The sequence below is a fragment of the Rhodanobacter spathiphylli B39 genome (assembly GCF_000264295.1).
GTDB classification, from domain to species: domain Bacteria; phylum Pseudomonadota; class Gammaproteobacteria; order Xanthomonadales; family Rhodanobacteraceae; genus Rhodanobacter; species Rhodanobacter spathiphylli.
Genome location: NZ_AJXT01000045.1, coordinates 86,615 through 101,350 on the forward strand (window position 1 = coordinate 86,615; position 14,736 = coordinate 101,350).

14 protein-coding genes are annotated in these 14,736 nt (G+C 68.3%); 3 read left to right on the plus strand and 11 right to left on the minus strand.

Going from position 1 to position 14,736, the window contains the following annotated elements:
• Positions 1–12: 12 nt before the first annotated feature.
• The 9 genes from UU7_RS14195 to UU7_RS14235 all read right to left on the minus strand — a co-directional run bounded on the left by UU7_RS14195 (position 13) and on the right by UU7_RS14235 (position 9,222).
• Positions 13–864 (minus strand): symmetrical bis(5'-nucleosyl)-tetraphosphatase, encoded by an 852-nt coding sequence (locus UU7_RS14195; RefSeq protein WP_007809415.1) that lies wholly within the window; start codon positions 862–864, stop codon positions 13–15.
• Between the two features lie 15 nt (positions 865–879).
• A complete protein-coding gene (gene apaG / locus UU7_RS14200) occupies positions 880–1,263 on the minus strand; it encodes a Co2+/Mg2+ efflux protein ApaG (protein ID WP_007809417.1) in 384 nt (127 codons plus the stop codon).
• Between the two features lie 56 nt (positions 1,264–1,319).
• Positions 1,320–2,108 (minus strand): 16S rRNA (adenine(1518)-N(6)/adenine(1519)-N(6))-dimethyltransferase RsmA, encoded by a 789-nt coding sequence (gene rsmA, locus UU7_RS14205; protein ID WP_007809419.1) that lies wholly within the window; start codon positions 2,106–2,108, stop codon positions 1,320–1,322.
• The gene (gene pdxA / locus UU7_RS14210) at positions 2,108–3,157 is read right to left on the minus strand and encodes a 4-hydroxythreonine-4-phosphate dehydrogenase PdxA (RefSeq protein WP_007809421.1); all 1,050 of its coding nucleotides are present in this window, start codon (positions 3,155–3,157) and stop codon (positions 2,108–2,110) included. Before pdxA ends, rsmA begins: the two co-directional genes overlap by 1 nt.
• Before the next feature lie 15 nt (positions 3,158–3,172).
• Positions 3,173–4,510 (minus strand): peptidylprolyl isomerase, encoded by a 1,338-nt coding sequence (locus tag UU7_RS14215; protein WP_007809423.1) that lies wholly within the window; start codon positions 4,508–4,510, stop codon positions 3,173–3,175.
• Between the two features lie 33 nt (positions 4,511–4,543).
• Positions 4,544–6,958 (minus strand): LPS-assembly protein LptD, encoded by a 2,415-nt coding sequence (locus UU7_RS14220; protein WP_040673500.1) that lies wholly within the window; start codon positions 6,956–6,958, stop codon positions 4,544–4,546.
• Positions 6,959–7,084: 126 nt separating this feature from the next.
• Complete coding sequence (locus UU7_RS14225; RefSeq protein ID WP_202946806.1) at positions 7,085–8,002, minus strand: histone deacetylase family protein; 918 nt, start codon at positions 8,000–8,002, stop codon at positions 7,085–7,087.
• A gap of 11 nt (positions 8,003–8,013) precedes the next feature.
• Positions 8,014–8,586: a cob(I)yrinic acid a,c-diamide adenosyltransferase gene (locus UU7_RS14230; RefSeq protein ID WP_007809429.1), complete on the minus strand. Its 573-nt coding sequence runs from the start codon at positions 8,584–8,586 to the stop codon at positions 8,014–8,016.
• An 18-nt stretch (positions 8,587–8,604) separates the two neighbouring features.
• Positions 8,605–9,222 carry a hypothetical protein gene (locus tag UU7_RS14235; RefSeq protein WP_040673509.1) on the minus strand — a complete coding sequence of 206 codons (618 nt, stop codon included), beginning with the start codon at positions 9,220–9,222 and terminating at the stop codon, positions 8,605–8,607.
• A gap of 89 nt (positions 9,223–9,311) precedes the next feature.
• Here UU7_RS14235 and ubiH point away from each other — a divergent pair, with 89 nt between their 5' ends.
• The 3 genes from ubiH (at position 9,312) to UU7_RS14250 (ending at position 12,616) form a co-directional block, all read left to right on the plus strand.
• On the plus strand, positions 9,312–10,541 hold the full coding sequence (ubiH, locus tag UU7_RS14240; protein WP_040673501.1) for a 2-octaprenyl-6-methoxyphenyl hydroxylase: 1,230 nt from the start codon (positions 9,312–9,314) through the stop codon (positions 10,539–10,541).
• The gene (locus UU7_RS14245) at positions 10,538–11,749 is read left to right on the plus strand and encodes a UbiH/UbiF/VisC/COQ6 family ubiquinone biosynthesis hydroxylase (protein ID WP_007809434.1); all 1,212 of its coding nucleotides are present in this window, start codon (positions 10,538–10,540) and stop codon (positions 11,747–11,749) included. Before ubiH ends, UU7_RS14245 begins: the two co-directional genes overlap by 4 nt.
• 72 nt (positions 11,750–11,821) lie before the next feature.
• Positions 11,822–12,616 (plus strand): dienelactone hydrolase family protein, encoded by a 795-nt coding sequence (locus tag UU7_RS14250; RefSeq protein WP_007809436.1) that lies wholly within the window; start codon positions 11,822–11,824, stop codon positions 12,614–12,616.
• Positions 12,617–12,686: 70 nt separating this feature from the next.
• Here UU7_RS14250 and UU7_RS14255 read toward each other — a convergent pair whose 3' ends face one another.
• On the minus strand, positions 12,687–13,139 hold the full coding sequence (locus UU7_RS14255; protein WP_007809438.1) for a hypothetical protein: 453 nt from the start codon (positions 13,137–13,139) through the stop codon (positions 12,687–12,689).
• 48 nt (positions 13,140–13,187) lie between these two features.
• Entirely contained in the window at positions 13,188–14,654 is a 1,467-nt protein-coding gene (locus UU7_RS14260) for a GTPase (RefSeq protein WP_007809441.1), read from the minus strand.
• Between the last annotated feature and the right edge of the window lie 82 nt (positions 14,655–14,736).

A 14,736-nucleotide genomic window follows, 5' to 3' on the forward strand; every position in this document is an offset into this window, starting at 1 on the left:
GGCGCTCGCGAATCAGTCTTCGCCGCCGGGTGGGCGTTTCCGGTGGGGTTCCGCGTCGACCGTGACGTAGCGCGGTTCGTCGCCGTCCAGCTGCAGCGCGGTGAGTTGTCCGCCCCAGACGCAGCCGGTGTCGATCGCGTGCACGCCCAGTCCGGCGAAGCGACCCAGTGCCGACCAGTGGCCGCAGACGATGCGGGTATCACGCTTGCGCATGCCGGGCACCGAGAACCACGGATACAGCCCCGGCTTCTGCGTGCCGGGAACGCCCTTGGCATCGAAGTCGATGCGGCCGTTGACGTCGCAGTAGCGCATCCGGGTGGTGGTGTTGATGGTGGCACGCTGGCGGTCCAGCCCCTGCAGGCGTGCCGACCAGACGGCCGGCCGATTGCCGAACAGGTTGCGCAGCAGACGCGGGTGGCGCGGACTGGACAGTTCACGCTCCACGTCCTGCGCGGCCCGCAATGCCTGGCGCAAGGTCCACATCGGGGCCAGCCCGGCGTGCACCATGGTCCAGTTGAGCCGTTCGTCGTGGTGCACCAGCTTCTGCGAGCGCAGCCATTCGAACAGCACCGGCGCATCGTCGGCGAACAGCACTTCGCGCAACTCGGGATTGACCCGCGCCTGCGCGTCCGGGCGGCGCTGCGAGATCGCCAGCAGGCTGAGGTCGTGGTTGCCCAGGGTGATGATGCTGGACTCGCGCAGGCCGTGAATCAGCCGCAGCGTGTCCAGCGACTGCCCGCCGCGGTTGACCAGGTCGCCGCAGAACCACAGCTGGTCCTGCGCCGGATCGAAGCGCAGCTTTTCCAGCAGGCGTTGCAATTCGGGATAGCAGCCCTGCACGTCGCCGATTGCGTACGTCGCCATGTCAGTCCCTGACCATCAATGCAGCGTACGCGGAATGGACAGGGTGAAAGTCGGGATCGGCGCCTCGAATTCCGTGCCGTCGTCGGCGAGCATCTGGTAGCTGCCGCCCATGGTGCCCACCGGCGTTTCCAGCACCGCGCCGGAGGTGTATTCGAAATCGTCGCCCGGGCGCATCCACGGCTGTTCGCCGACCACTCCTTCGCCGCTGACTTCCTCGACCTTGCCGTTGGCGTCGGTGATCATCCAGCGTCGGGCGAGCAGGCGTGCCGGCATCGCTCCGGCATTGCGCAGGGTGATGGTGTAGGCAAAAACGTAGCGATTGTCACCCGGCTTGGACTGGTCCGGAACAAAGCGTGTCTGGACCTGCACGTCGATCGTGTAGGAAGGTTTTTCAGTCATGTCGCGATTGTACGGCCTGCCGCCGTGATTGGGTGGCGTTGCCGCGGGTGCGTCGATCAGCGATCGCCGTAGACCTTGGCCAGGCGCACGAAATCCGCCGGCGCCAGTGTCTCGGCGCGGGCGCGCGGATCGACGTCGGCGCGGCGGATCGCGTCGGCATCGAGCAGTTGCGCCAGGGCATTGGACAGGGTCTTGCGGCGCTGTCCGAACGCCGCCTTGACCACGCTGTAGACGTGTTCGGGTCGCGCATCGTGCAGTTCTTCCGGAGCCAGCGGCAGCAGGCGTACCACAGCCGAGTCCACCTTCGGCGGCGGGCGGAACGCTTCCGGCGGAACCTCGAACAGCGGTTCCACCCGGCAAGCCAGCTGCAGCATCACCGACAGCCGTCCATACGTCTTGCTGCCGGGCTCGGCCGCCATGCGGTCGACCACTTCCTTCTGCAGCATGAAGTGCATGTCCTGGATGGCGGCGGCATGTTCGACGCAGTGGAACAGGATCGGGCTGGAGATGTAGTAGGGCAGGTTGCCCGCGATGCGCAGACGGGAGACGCCGTGGCTGTGCGCCATCGCGGTGAAGTCCACCTTGAGCACGTCGGCATGGACGATGTGCAGTTCGCCCGCGCTGGCCGCGCGCGCCTGCAGGCCGGGGATCAGGTCGGTGTCCAGTTCGATCGCGGTGAGCCTGCGGGCCGCGGCCAGCAGCGGCAGGGTCAGCGCTCCCTCGCCCGGCCCGATCTCGACCACGAAGTCCTCGGCGCGCGGCCTGATCGCGCTGACGATGCGATCGATGTAGCGGCCGTCATGCAGGAAGTGCTGGCCGAAGCTTTTCTTGGGGCGCGCGTTCATCAGGCGGATGCTTCCGGGGAAAGCGGTCCTTCGGCATGCTCTTCGCCCCGCGGGGAAGCGGAGGAGCGAGCGGCGCCGCGTGCCACCAGGTCCATCGCCATCTTCGCCGCGGCGATCAGGCTGGAAGGATCGCCGCGGCCAGTGCCAGCCAGATCCAGCGCGGTGCCGTGGTCGACCGAGGTGCGGATGAACGGCAGGCCGAGGGTAAGGTTGACGGTACGGTCGAAGGCTTCGCTCTTCAGTACCGGCAGCGCCTGGTCGTGATACATCGCCAACACCGCATCGTAGCTCTTGCGTTGCGCCGGCACGAACGCGGTATCGGCCGGCAGCGGCCCGATCAGCTGCATGCCTTCGCGACGCAAGGCCTCGATCACGGGGATCAGCGTGTCGATTTCCTCGTGGCCGAGGTGGCCGGCTTCACCCGCGTGCGGGTTGATGCCGAGCACGGCGATGCGTGGCGAGGCCAGGCCGAACTTCGTCTGCAATTCCGCGTGCACGATGCGCAGCGTGCGCATGAGCGTGGCCGAAGTGATCGCGGCAGGCACGGCCGCGAGTGGCAGATGGGTGGTAGCCAGCGCCACCCTCAGCTCGGGGCTGGCCAGCATCATCACCACCTCGGCATGGGCGCGTTCGGCGAAGAATTCGGTGTGTCCGCTGAAGCGGATGCCGGCGTCGTTGATCGAGGCCTTCTGCAGCGGCGCGGTGACGACTGCGGCGTAGCGACCCGCCATGCAGCCGTCCGCTGCTTCGCTCAGCGTGTCCAGCACGTGGCGGGCATTGCGTGGATCGGGTCGACCCGGCGCTTCGTCGACCGCCAGGGGCACATGCCGCACGCGCAGCGTGCCGGGTTGACGTTCGGTGATGTCCGAACCGTCGTCATCGATCAGCGTGACCGGAACTGCGCAGCGCGAGGACGCGCGGCGCAGCAGGCTGCGGTCGGTGATGGCGACGAGATTGGCCGGCAGGGACGTGCCAGCCAGCCGGACCAGCAGCTCCGGGCCGATGCCTGCCGGCTCTCCGGCGGTGACCGCGAGCCGGGGCAGCGGCATGGCGTCCAACCGCGCTTACGGCGACTTGGCGGACTGGTCGTCCGCGCTGCGCAGCTCGGGTACCAGCACGTTGATGTAGGCGTTGGAACGCAGGTCGCGCAGATAGTCTTCGTATGCCTGCTCGGACTTGCGGGTGCCGATCGCTTGGCGTGCCTGGTCGCGGGCGATCTGCACCGTCTGGTCGCTCTGGCGCTCGCCGAGGCGTTGCAGGATGTGCCAGCCGGCTTCGCTCTGGAACGGCTTGGATACCTCGTTGTCCTTCAACTGGTCCAGCTGGTTGGCGATGGTCTTGCCCCAGGCATCCTTGGGGAACCAGCCCATGTCACCGCCGACGTTGGCCGAGGTGTCGTCCTTCGAATATTCCTTGGCCAGGGCAGCGAAGTCCTCGTGCTTGTCGACGATGCGCTGGTACAGGTCGCGCGCCTTCTGCTCGGCCTGCTCCGGCGTCACCAGCTCGCTGGGACGGATCAGGATCTGCCGGGCATGCAGCTCGGTGACCATCTTGCGGCTGCTGTCGCGCTGGTCGACCAGCTTGAGGATGTGGAAACCGGTCGGACCGCGCAGGGCGGGGCTGACGTCGCCGGGCTTCATGGTGGCGATGGTGTCGGCGAACGCGGGCGGAATCTCGTCCAGCCGGCGCCAGCCGAGGTCACCACCTTCCAGCGCATCCGAAGCGTCGGAATAGCGGATCGCGGCCGCGTTGAAGTCCATGCCGCCCTTGATCGCGGCCATTGCCGCCTCGGCCTTGGCCTGGCTGGCCTGGATGGCCGCGGCGTCGCCGCCGGCGGGAATGCTGATCTGGATATGCGCCAGGTGCACTTCGCCGGACTTGTAGGTCGGGCTGCTGAGCAGGTTGTCGATCTCGCTGTCGGTCACCGACACGGAGTCCTGCACCACGCTCTGGTGCAGGCGCTGCACCGTGATCTGGTCACCGATCTGCTCGCGGAAGGCCGCGAAGCTGCTGCCGCTGCGCTCGACCTCGGTACGCAACTGGTCGGGGCTGAGATTGTTCTGCTGCGCCACACCCTGGATGGCCTGATCGATGTCGGCGTCGGACACCCGAATGCCCTGGTCCTGCGCCTTCTGCACCTGCAGGCGCATCAGCACCAGCCGGTTCAGTACCTGCTGCTGCAGCACGTTCATCGGCGGCAGTTGGTCGGTATGGCCGGCGTACTGCTGCTGCACCGAGAGCACGGCGTCGTTCAGCTGGCTCTGCAGGATCACGTCTTCGTTGACCACGGCCACGATCCGGTCCAGCGGCTGGCTGGCCGGCGCAGTCGGGGTCAGCAACTGGGCGTGAGCGGGCAGGATGATCGCAAGCGCGAGCAGAAGGGATGCGAAGGTTTGCTTCATCAGTGGAAAGCCTGGTCGCCGCAGCGAGTGTGTTTATTGATAGCCGAGAATATCACGGCGCAGCAGGGGGTCGATCTGGCCACCGGTGGAACCCAGGCCCTTGAACACCACTTCGAACATCACCGCGTTGTCCCGCCGATCGGGCCTGCCGGCCGTCGCGATCGGGCCAAAACCGTAATACGCCTGGTTGACGTAGCTGCGACCGACCAGGCGCAGCGACACGCAGCAGCTGTCGTATTCCACGCCGGCCAGCGCGTCAATGCTCTGGCGATCCTTCACCGAGTACGTCCACGCGCCCACCAGCCGCCAGCGTTCCGACACCGGGTAGACCACGGAAGCGTTGTATTGTTCCAGCAGGCCTCGACGATAGCGGTAGGAGAAGTTGAAGATGCCGTCCGTGCCGATCCGGCGCTGCAGTTCCAGCATGCCCATGTCGGTGAGCCGGCTGTTCGGGCTCCACTGGTACGAGCTGGCGAGGCGCCAGCGGTCATTCAGGCGGATGTCGAGCTGGGCCACGTAGTCCGAGCGGGTCCAGTCGGTGGGGGGCACCACGCTGTTCTGGCCGCGCGCCAGCTGCACCCGTTGCGGGCTGAAATAGTGGATCTGGCCAAGGCTGGCCGACAGCCGCTCCACGCCGCCCTCGTCGAGCAGACGCGTGGTGAGCGCCCCGGTGAGGTTGTTCGCGTCCATCTGCCGGTCGGCACCGGAGAAGCGGTTCGGCGAGAACAGCTGCCAGTAGTCGAACGTCATCGCGTTGGTGTCGAACAGCGGCAGGTTGTCCTGGTTGCGATACGGCACGTACAGGTAGTACAGCCGCGGTTCCAGGGTCTGCGTGTAGCTGTGGCCGAACAGTGACGCTGCCCGATCGAACACCAGCCCCGAGTCCAGGCTGACCACCGGCAACGAGCGGCTCGGCGACTCGTCGGTGAACGGCGTGCTGGCACCGCTGGCCAGCAGGCCGGAATAACCGTAATCCTGGTAGCCACCATCGAGCTGGTAGGCGGTGTAACGCCAGGCCACCTTCGGTCGCACGAACCACGCCGAACTGCCGAAATCGGCGGCGAGGTACGGATAGAGGTCCTCGCGCTGGCCCTCGACATAGCCGTTCTTGCGGAAGGCGACCGCCTCGCTGTCGAGGCCGAACTCCAGCCAGCGTGACAACGGCACGTCCATGCCGAAGCGGGCATACGGCAACTGCTTGTACGGCAACCCGCGGTCGGTGATGAACGGATTGACGTTCTGGTAGATCGTGCCGCCGACCGCGGCGTTCCACCACTTGCCTGAACCCACCAGTGCGGCGTTGGATGACAGCGTATAGATCGCGCTGTGGCTCAGGCTGTCGCCGAAGTCGTACAGGTAGCTGGCGTCCGAGGCGTGGTTGTACGAGCTGACGAACTGCCAGCCCTTCCACAATTGCGTGCTGTCGGAGAACTGCACCAGATAGCGTGAATCCCCCCGGGTGTCGGCCAGCCCGTCGTTCTCGCCATGATCCCTGGGCACGTACTGCGCGTTGAGCTGGCCGGTGCTGCCGGGCACCAGGTAGCGGAATTCGCCGCCCAGCATCGCACCCCGTGCGCTGTAGTAGCGGGGGTCCAGCGTGGCGTCGTAGTTCGGCGCCAGGTTGAGGTAGTAGGGCGTGCTGATTTCGTAGCCCGAGCGTCCGCTGTGGCCGATGGTCGGGTACAGGAAGCCGCTCTTGCGCCGGTCATCGATGGGAAAGCTGAAATACGGCAGGTACAGGAACGGCACCTTGCCCACGCGCATGGTGGCGTCGCGCGCCACGCCGACGCCGTTGACCTTGTCGATGGTGATCGACCTGGCGCGGAATTCCCACACGTGATGACCCACGTCGCAGGTGGAGTAGGTGGCCTGCGAGTAGCGCGTGTGCTGCGCGTCCAGCATCTGGCCCTGGCTGGCGGTGCCATTGCCGCGCGCTTCGAGCATCTGGTAGCGCACATCGTTGGCGACGCCGTGGCTGGCATTGGTGTTGCCGCGCATGTGCGAGGCGGCCAGCAGCTGCCCCGCGTCCTGATAGCGCACGTTGCCGCTCGCGTCGTAGTCGGTGCTGCCGTTGTTGTAGTCGATGCGATCGGCGCGCAACAGCTGATCGGCCCGCTCCAGCCGCACGTCGCCGCTCAGGTGGTAGACCGACTGGTTGGAGCTGTCCACATGCTGCGCCTGCACCTGGGTCGGGCTGCTGTCGCGCAGGCTGCTGTCCCGCATCAGGCCGGGGTCGTAGAACTCCAGCAGGGCGTTCGGGCGGCACATCGCGTAGTCGAGTGGACGCGGGGCGCAGTGGAACGAGCCCAGCGGGCAGGCCAGGTCGGCTGCTCCGGAGGCGTCGCGGGTGGCAGGGCTCTGGCCGTTGCTGGCGTCGGCCTGACCGCCGACCAGGGCGAGTGCGGCGGCAACCGCCAACAGGCGGCGTGGAGGTAGCTTGCGCGTCACGGGAAATCTGCCGGCTTCGAAGGCTCGTTAAGCTAACAGAAAGCCCCTCTCGGCGGCAGATGCTGGTTAGTAGAAAGCCGTCGGGATTCAGCGTGCGAAGGCCTGCCACCGGATTGGCGGAGGCCTTCAGTCCATCAGCGCGGCGACGTGCGCACTGCTGCTGGCCGCCAGCGCCGCCAGGTCGTAGCCGCCTTCCAGCGAGGAAACCAGCCGCCCGCCGGCGTGCGCTTCAGCCAGCGCCACCAGTCGTTCGGTGATCCATGCATAGTCCTCGCTGCCCAGCCGGATGTCGGCCAGGGGATCGTTGCGATGGGCGTCGAAACCGGCCGAGATCAGCACCAGTTGCGGCTTGAACGCATGCAACCGCGGCAGCAACACACCGTCCCACAGTTCGCGGAACTCGTGCGAGCCGGCGCCGGGCGAGAGCGTGCCGTTGACGATGTTGCCGACGCCGCGCTCGTCCTCGTAACCGCTGTCCGGATACAGCGGCGACTGGTGGCTGGAGGCGAACAGCACACGCGGTTCGCGCTCGAAGATGTCCTGGCTGCCGTTGCCGTGGTGCACGTCGAAATCGGCGATCGCCACCCGTTTCAGCTTGTGCAAGGCCAGCGCGTGGGCCGCGGCCACCGCGATGTTGTTGAACAGGCAGAAACCCATCGAGCGATCGGCGGTGGCATGGTGGCCCGGCGGACGCACCGCGCAGAACACGCGCCGGGTCGTGCCGCCCAGCACCGCGTCGACCGCCGCCACCACCGCGCCGGCAGCGCGCAACGCCGCGTCGGTCGAGCCGGCGCCCATCACCGTGTCCTGGTCCAGCGCCAGCATTTCGCCGGGAGGCGGGCCGGCCAGTATTTCCGCCACGTGGGCGGCACCATGCACGCGCAGCAGCTGTTCGCGGGTGACCGGCGGCGCCTCGATGCGATCGAGCGCGGCGAAGCGGTCGTGATCCAGCGCCTGCAACACCGCGCGCAGCCGCGACGGTCGCTCGACGTGGCCCGGACCGGGGTCGTGCTGCAGGCAGGCGGGGTGCGTGTACAGCCGCAGCATGCAGCGATTCAGACGGTCGGCTTGGGCTTGCGCCGGCGCTCGTGCTGCCACAGCACTTCGCCGTGGCCGCTGGCACGCGCCAGCACGCGCGAGATCACGAACAGCAGGTCGGACAGGCGATTCAGATAGCGCTGCGGCTGGCCGCGAACCTCTTCCACCCGGGCCAGCGCGATCACCTCGCGCTCGGCGCGGCGGCACACCGTGCGCGCCAGATGGCCGCAGGCCGCGGCCATGCCGCCGCCGGGCAGGATGAATTCCTTCAGCGGCGGCAGCGGTTCGTTGAGTTCATCCAGGATCGACTCCAGCCGGCTGATGTCGCTGTCCTCGACCATGGCCATGCCGGGAATGCACAACTCGCCACCCAGGTCGAACAGGTCGTGCTGCACCTGGGTCAGCGCCTCGCGCACCTCGTCGGTGACCCCGTCGGCGGCCAGCAGCATGCCGATCGTGCTGTTGAGTTCGTCCACCGTGCCGTAGGCATTGACGCGCAGCGAATCCTTGCCGACCCGGGAGCCGTCACCGAGCCCGGTGCTGCCGTCGTCGCCGGTGCGGGTATAGATTTTCGAAAGTCGGTTGCCCATCGTTGTCCGGCGCGCCGCTCAGCGTGGCAGCTTGGCTTGGTCGGCATGCATCGTCCTGGCGATCTGGATCGCCAGCACGTGCAGCACGGCCCCGACGCCGACATAGAGCGCCGTGGTCTGCAGGAACGGCAGGTACCAGTCACCCAGGTTGGCGAACCAGGCCGCGAAGTTGCGCGGCAGCGGCACGCTGTCGCTGAGCCAGTAGAAGCTGCCATTCGACAACAGGTAGCACGCGGTCCAGCTGACCAGCAGCGCCACCACGGCCATGCCGAGCGTGTGCAGGCGCAGGCCTGCCTGGTGCTTCGCCAGCCAGCTGCCGCCCAGCCACAGGCTGAGGTAGGACGGAACCAGGAACCAGTAGGCCGCCGAGACGCAGTAATGGCTCCAGAAATCGAGGCCCTGGCCGCTGATCACCAGATAGTCGACCAGCACCGCCTCGGCCATCAGCAAGGGGAACGCCCAGCGAAGGCCGGCCCAGCGGCCTTCGCCGCGCAGCCAGAAACCGGCAAGGAAGAAAATCGCCCACGACGCGTCGTCCACGCTGTGATGGAGCAGGGACAGGTGGATGCGGGTAACCGCCATCACCGCGGCGAGTGCCAGGAAGATGCCGAGGCGTTGGGTCATGGTCTTGACCATGGTGAGCTCCATGTGGACGTCTGGATATAGACCGCTAGTCTAGCCCAATGCAATGCAACACAGGCGGCGCCAGCGCGTATCATCGCCGCATGAATGTCTCCGAATCTCCCGCCTCGGGCGGGTCAGGCGTACTCATCGTCGGCGGTGGCCTGGTCGGCGCCAGCCTGGCGATCGCGCTGGATGCCGCCGGCGTCGCTGCCACCCTGGTCGAGACGGCGGCACCGCGCGCCGATGCCCAGCCCAGCTACGATGAACGCAACCTCGCGCTGGCCAGGGCCACCGTCAACGGGCTCGACGCGATCGGTGTCTGGCGTCACGCCGCTGCCCGCGCCACGCCGATCCGGCACATCCGGGTCAGTCGTGCCGGTGAATTCGGCAGCGCCCGCATCGACGCCGACAAGCAGGGCGTCGACGCACTGGGCTGGACCTTGCCGGCACGCGAGCTGGGCGCCGCCCTGCTGCGACGGCTCGACGAATGCACCCGGCTGACCCGGCTCGCTCCCGCGACGCTGTCCGCGCTGGAGCCGTTGGCCGATGGCTGGCGCGCCCGGATCGACACGGCGGACGGCCCGCGCGGCATCGATACACCGCTGCTGGTCGGCGCCGACGGCACGCATTCGTTCGTGCGCGACCGGCTCGGCATCGAGGCCGGGCATCACGATTACCGGCAAAGCCTGTTCGTGTGCACGGTCACGCCCGAACGCGCGCACGCGAACCGCGCCTTCGAGCGCTTTTCCGATGACGGCCCGATTGCCTTGCTGCCGCTGGCCGAGCGTCGCTGCGGATTGGTGCTCACCGTTTCGGCGGATGAAGCCGACGCGGTGGCCGCGCTGGACGATATCGGCTTCCTCGACCTGGCCCAGCGTCGCTTCGGCTGGCGGCTGGGTCGCCTGACGCGGCCGGGCAAGCGCCATCCTTACGCGATCCATCGCGTGGCCGCCACGCAGCTCGTCGCACCGCACGCAGTGCTGGTCGGCAATGCCGCGCAGACGGTGCATCCGATCGGCGCGCAAGGGTTCAACCTGGGCTTGCGTGACGCGTTGACCCTGGCCGAGCTGGTCACGGCGGCGACCGATCCGGGCGATCCCGCCCTGCTCGCGGCCTACGCGGCGCGCCGCGCGCCGGATCGCGAGGGCACCATGGCGATGAGCCACGGGCTGGTCCGGCTCGCCTGCCTGGAGCAGCCGTTGCTGGCGCCGCTGCGTTCGCTGGCGTTGCTGGCGTGCGACCGGCTGCCGCCGCTGCAACGGGCGCTGGCGCGGCGGGGCATGGGATTCCGCGGTGAGCCGCCACGAGCGGTGCTGGAGCGCCTGCCATGACTGCACCCGTCCAGGAACTGGCGTCCCGGCGTCGTCCACCCGCGCTGGACGTGGCGGTGGTCGGTGGCGGCATGGCCGGTGCCGCCACCGCGCTGGCGCTGGCCCGCGCAGGCTTCAGCACGGCCCTGCTGGAGGCGCGCGCGCCGGCTGCGTGGGATGCACAGGCCGAGGTGGACCTGCGCGTGGTCGGGCTGGCGCCGTCCTCGGTGGCCCTGCTGGATGACCTGGACGTCTGGACGTCCATTCGCAAGGCGCGCGCGGCGCCGTATGTCCACATGCACGTCTGGGACGCGGAAAGCGGTGCGTCGATCGACTTCGACGCCGCCAGCGAAGGACGCGACCTGCTCGGCCATATCGTCGAGAACTCGCTGGTGCAGTGGACGCTGTGGCAGGCCCTGCAGTCGGCCGGCGTGCGGGTGATCTGCCCCGCCGAGGTGACGGCGTTCGAGGCGCGCGAGGGTCGCATCCAGCTGGAGTTGGCCGGTGGGGAAACCCTGTCGGCGGCCCTGCTGGTGGCCGCCGATGGCGCTGCTTCGCCGCTGCGCCGGCTCGCCGGCATCGGCACCCGTGGCCGCGATTACGCGCAGCGCGCGGTGGTGGCGCACGTGACGACCGAACGACCGCACCAGGCCACCGCGTGGCAGCGTTTCCTGCCCGGCGGCCCGCTGGCCCTGTTGCCGTTGGCCGACGGTCGCAGCTCGATCGTGTGGTCGTTGCCGGAAGCCGAGGCCCGGCGGGTCCTGACGCTGGACGAGCCCGCGTTCCTCGATGAACTGGGCGTGGCCAGCGACTTCCGGCTGGGCCGGGTCATCGCCAGCACGCCGCGCGCCGCGTTTCCGCTCAAGCTGCAGCTGGCCGAGCGTTACCAGGCGGAGCGCCTCGTGCTGCTGGGCGACGCGGCGCATGCAGTGCATCCGCTGGCCGGGCAGGGCGTGAACCTGGGCCTGCGCGACGTGGCCGAACTGCGCGACGTGCTGGTCGACGCCCGCGCCGCCGGTCGCGACATCGGCGCGGTTCACGTGTTGCGCCGCTACGCACGCCGCCGGCGCAGCGCCGACACGCTGGACGCGCTGGGCTTCGACGCACTGGCGCGGGTCTATGCATGGCAATCGCCGGCGCTGGTGGCCGCGCGAGGACTCGGCGTGTGTGTGCTGGATCGCCTTGCGCCGTTGAAGCGGCGACTTTCGGAACACGCTGCCGGGTATTGAAACCTTGCTCCTCCCTCTGCTCGCAGAGGAGGGGTCAATCAATCCGCGTCAATCAACCCACGGAGAATCATCATGCGCATCTCCCGACTCTGCTGCCTGCTGCTGCTTGCCGGTTCGAGCTTCGCCCTGCAGGCGAAGATGGTGCACCGTCCGGTCGAATGGACCCAGGACGGCACCCGCTTCCACAGCGTACTGGTGTACGACGATGCCTCGACCGCGCAGCGGCCAGGCCTGGTGATGGTGCCGAACTGGTATGGCATCAACGATGTGGCCGTAAAGAAGGCCGAAATGATCGCCGGCAAGGATTACGTGATCCTGCTCACCGACATGTACGGCGCCAGCGTGCGCCCCCAGGTGGGCAATGCGGCGCAGGCGCAGGCCGCGGTGAAGCCGCTCTACGGCGACCGCGCGCTGATGCGCAAGCGGATCAACGTGGCGCTGGACCAGTTGAAGGCGCAGGCGGCGGGCGCACCGATCGACCTGAAGAAGCTGGGCGCGATCGGCTTCTGCTTCGGCGGCTCGGCCGTGCTCGACCTGGCCCGCAGCGGTGCCGATGTCGCCGCGGTGGTGTCGTTCCACGGCGGGCTGGACACCGACAACCCGGCGCTGGCGAAGAACATCAAGGCCCGCGTGCTGGCGATGAACGGAGCCGACGACAAGGGCACCATGCCGGACGCGGACAAGTTCATGGACGAGATGCGCCTGAGCCCGGCCGACTGGCAGTTCGTGGTGATCGGCCACGCCGTGCACTGCTTCACCGAAGTCGGCGAGAACTCGCCCGGCTGCCGCTACGACGAACGCGCCGCCACGCGCAGCTACCGCCTGATGCATGACTGGCTGCGCGCCGCGTTCGCCGGCACGCCGTAAGCCTGGTCCGCAACGCGGATCTTCCCCGACCATCGCCGCGTGCGCGAGCACGCGGCGATGGTCGTCACGCTCAGTCCAGCTCGCGCCAATGCGTCGCGGAGCGGAGGCATCCGGACAGCGCGTAGATCGCGATGACGGTGAACAGGAAGATGTACATGTAGGACATCCAGAATGCGACCGGCTGGAACGTCATGGAGACGAAGTGCTGGAAGCTGTAGTGCCGGTGGCCCATGAGGTCGGTGAAATCGTAGCCGTGACAGTGCTTGCCCATGCATCTCATCGTGCCGCAGGTCAGTACCCGGTATGACAGGTACACCAGCGGGCCGGCGGTCAATGACGAGGCGACCAGCCCAAGCAGCACGCCACCACGAAAGCCGACCATGACCTTGCGCGTTTTCCGGAAGCGGATCGCTTCGAGAGCGAGGCCCGCGCCCAGGGTGGCGACGCCGATGGCGATCATCACCCACAGCGGCAACCGATCGGCATCCCGGGCAATCCCGGCGGCATGGAAGAACTCGGCCATTTCTGGCGGAAGCGGTTTTGGCATGGGCCGTCCCTGGGTGGTGTTCGATCAGCTGGCGTTGTCGCGCTCGCGCACCGCATCCATCGTCAGCGCGGCCAGCTGGCGCAGGCGGTTGCCGCCGGCGTCGGCGAGCAGTTCCTTGAGGCGGGCGCCGGCGTCGTCCTGGTCCAGGCTGTGGCGTTCGGCGAGCGAGGCGGCCAGCGCGCGGCCCATCGAGTCGAAGATCAGCGCGTAGGCAAATGCGTGCAGCACGCCGCCGCCCAGCGTGCCCAGACCGGGGAACGCCTTCAGTGCGTTGCCGGCCACGGCCAGCACGATCGAACTGCCGCTGCGCAGGGTGAGCTTCGCCTGCTGCACGAAATCCTCTATCTGCACCTCGCTGACTTTCACGCCGTAGAGTTCGGCCAGCGCGCGGGTGAGGCCGGTGGCCAGCACGCCCTGGATCACCAGGTCGCTGCCCGGCGCCACCGCGGCCAGCGCGCCGACGATGGCGCGGCGCGCGTACTTGCGCACGATCTGCTCGGCGGCTTCGGCCCGGGTCCGTGCTTCGAGCATGCTGGTGCGCTGGTGCAGGCCAGCCAGTACGGCGTTCTCGCGCATGTCCTCCAACCCCTCCGCACCGGGTGCGGTGATCCGGGCCAGTGCCTGCAGCAGCGGTTCGATCGACGGCTTGCGCTGGCGTTCCACCGACTCGGTGCTGCCATCGGCCAGCTGGCGCTGGTAGCGCTCGCTGCCGCCGGCGCTGATCGCCAGCACCGCACTGGCGACGCCTCGCCCATGCCGGCGCAGGCGCTCCAGCAACGTGTCCCGTTCGGCGTCGCTCCACTGGTCGGCCTTGTTCAATACCAGCAACAGGGGCTTGCCGAAGTCGGCCAGCCAGCGCAGTTCGTCGGCCTGGGCCCGGTTGAGGTCGCCGGCGCACAGATAGATCACCGCGTGCGCCCGCAGCGCTTCCTCGCGTGCGAGAGTTTCGTGCGTCTCGCCGCCGCTTTCGCGGCTGCCCGGCACGTCGGCCAGCACCAGGCTGCGACCGTCGGCGAGCGTGCCGTCGTAGTGGCCCACGGCGCGGGTGGTGCCGCCGCGCGCGTCGCTGGCGACGTGCGCCTGCGGGGCCAGCGCGCGGATCAGGCTGGATTTGCCGGTGGAGATTTCGCCGAACAGCGCCACGTAGACGCGGGCGCTGGCGCGGCGGCGATCGAGTTCGCCCAGTTCGGACGCCAGCGCGCCGGTATCCGCGCCGTGCTCGCGCAACTGGCCGATGCGCTGTTCCAGGCTGCCGCGATCGGGTACCGGCAACGGCCGCCGCTTGCGCCGGGGGCGCAGCAGCCACCACAGCACGCTGACGCCCGCGGCGACGAACACCAGCAACACGCCGCCCAGGGTCCATTGCAGCCAGGTCGGCAGTTCGAGGAAACGCTGGGCCAGCGCCAACGCACGTTCGGCGGCGGCGAACAGCAGCCACAGCAATGCGGCCAGGGTCAGGGCGGTGAACAGCAATCGCAGGCGTCGTGACATGGGGACATTCTAGCCAGCTTGCGTTCGCGCACCGGCGGGGGTCTCGGCTCGCGCTGGCAGCCCGGTTTTGGCACTATCGGAC

What these genes read in the sequence shown, in the direction of transcription:
- UU7_RS14255 (WP_007809438.1), bottom strand. Translation starts at nt 13,139, where the DNA reads ATGGCCGAGTTCTTCCATGCCGCCGGGATTGCCCGGGATGCCGATCGG.
- apaG (WP_007809417.1), bottom strand. Translation starts at nt 1,263, where the DNA reads ATGACTGAAAAACCTTCCTACACGATCGACGTGCAGGTCCAGACACGC.
- UU7_RS14245 (WP_007809434.1), top strand. Translation starts at nt 10,538, where the DNA reads ATGACTGCACCCGTCCAGGAACTGGCGTCCCGGCGTCGTCCACCCGCG.
- ubiH (WP_040673501.1), top strand. Translation starts at nt 9,312, where the DNA reads ATGAATGTCTCCGAATCTCCCGCCTCGGGCGGGTCAGGCGTACTCATC.
- UU7_RS14250 (WP_007809436.1), top strand. Translation starts at nt 11,822, where the DNA reads ATGCGCATCTCCCGACTCTGCTGCCTGCTGCTGCTTGCCGGTTCGAGC.
- UU7_RS14215 (WP_007809423.1), bottom strand. Translation starts at nt 4,510, where the DNA reads ATGAAGCAAACCTTCGCATCCCTTCTGCTCGCGCTTGCGATCATCCTG.
- UU7_RS14230 (WP_007809429.1), bottom strand. Translation starts at nt 8,586, where the DNA reads ATGGGCAACCGACTTTCGAAAATCTATACCCGCACCGGCGACGACGGC.
- UU7_RS14260 (WP_007809441.1), bottom strand. Translation starts at nt 14,654, where the DNA reads ATGTCACGACGCCTGCGATTGCTGTTCACCGCCCTGACCCTGGCCGCA.
- UU7_RS14195 (WP_007809415.1), bottom strand. Translation starts at nt 864, where the DNA reads ATGGCGACGTACGCAATCGGCGACGTGCAGGGCTGCTATCCCGAATTG.
- UU7_RS14235 (WP_040673509.1), bottom strand. Translation starts at nt 9,222, where the DNA reads ATGGTCAAGACCATGACCCAACGCCTCGGCATCTTCCTGGCACTCGCC.
- rsmA (WP_007809419.1), bottom strand. Translation starts at nt 2,108, where the DNA reads ATGAACGCGCGCCCCAAGAAAAGCTTCGGCCAGCACTTCCTGCATGAC.
- pdxA (WP_007809421.1), bottom strand. Translation starts at nt 3,157, where the DNA reads ATGCCGCTGCCCCGGCTCGCGGTCACCGCCGGAGAGCCGGCAGGCATC.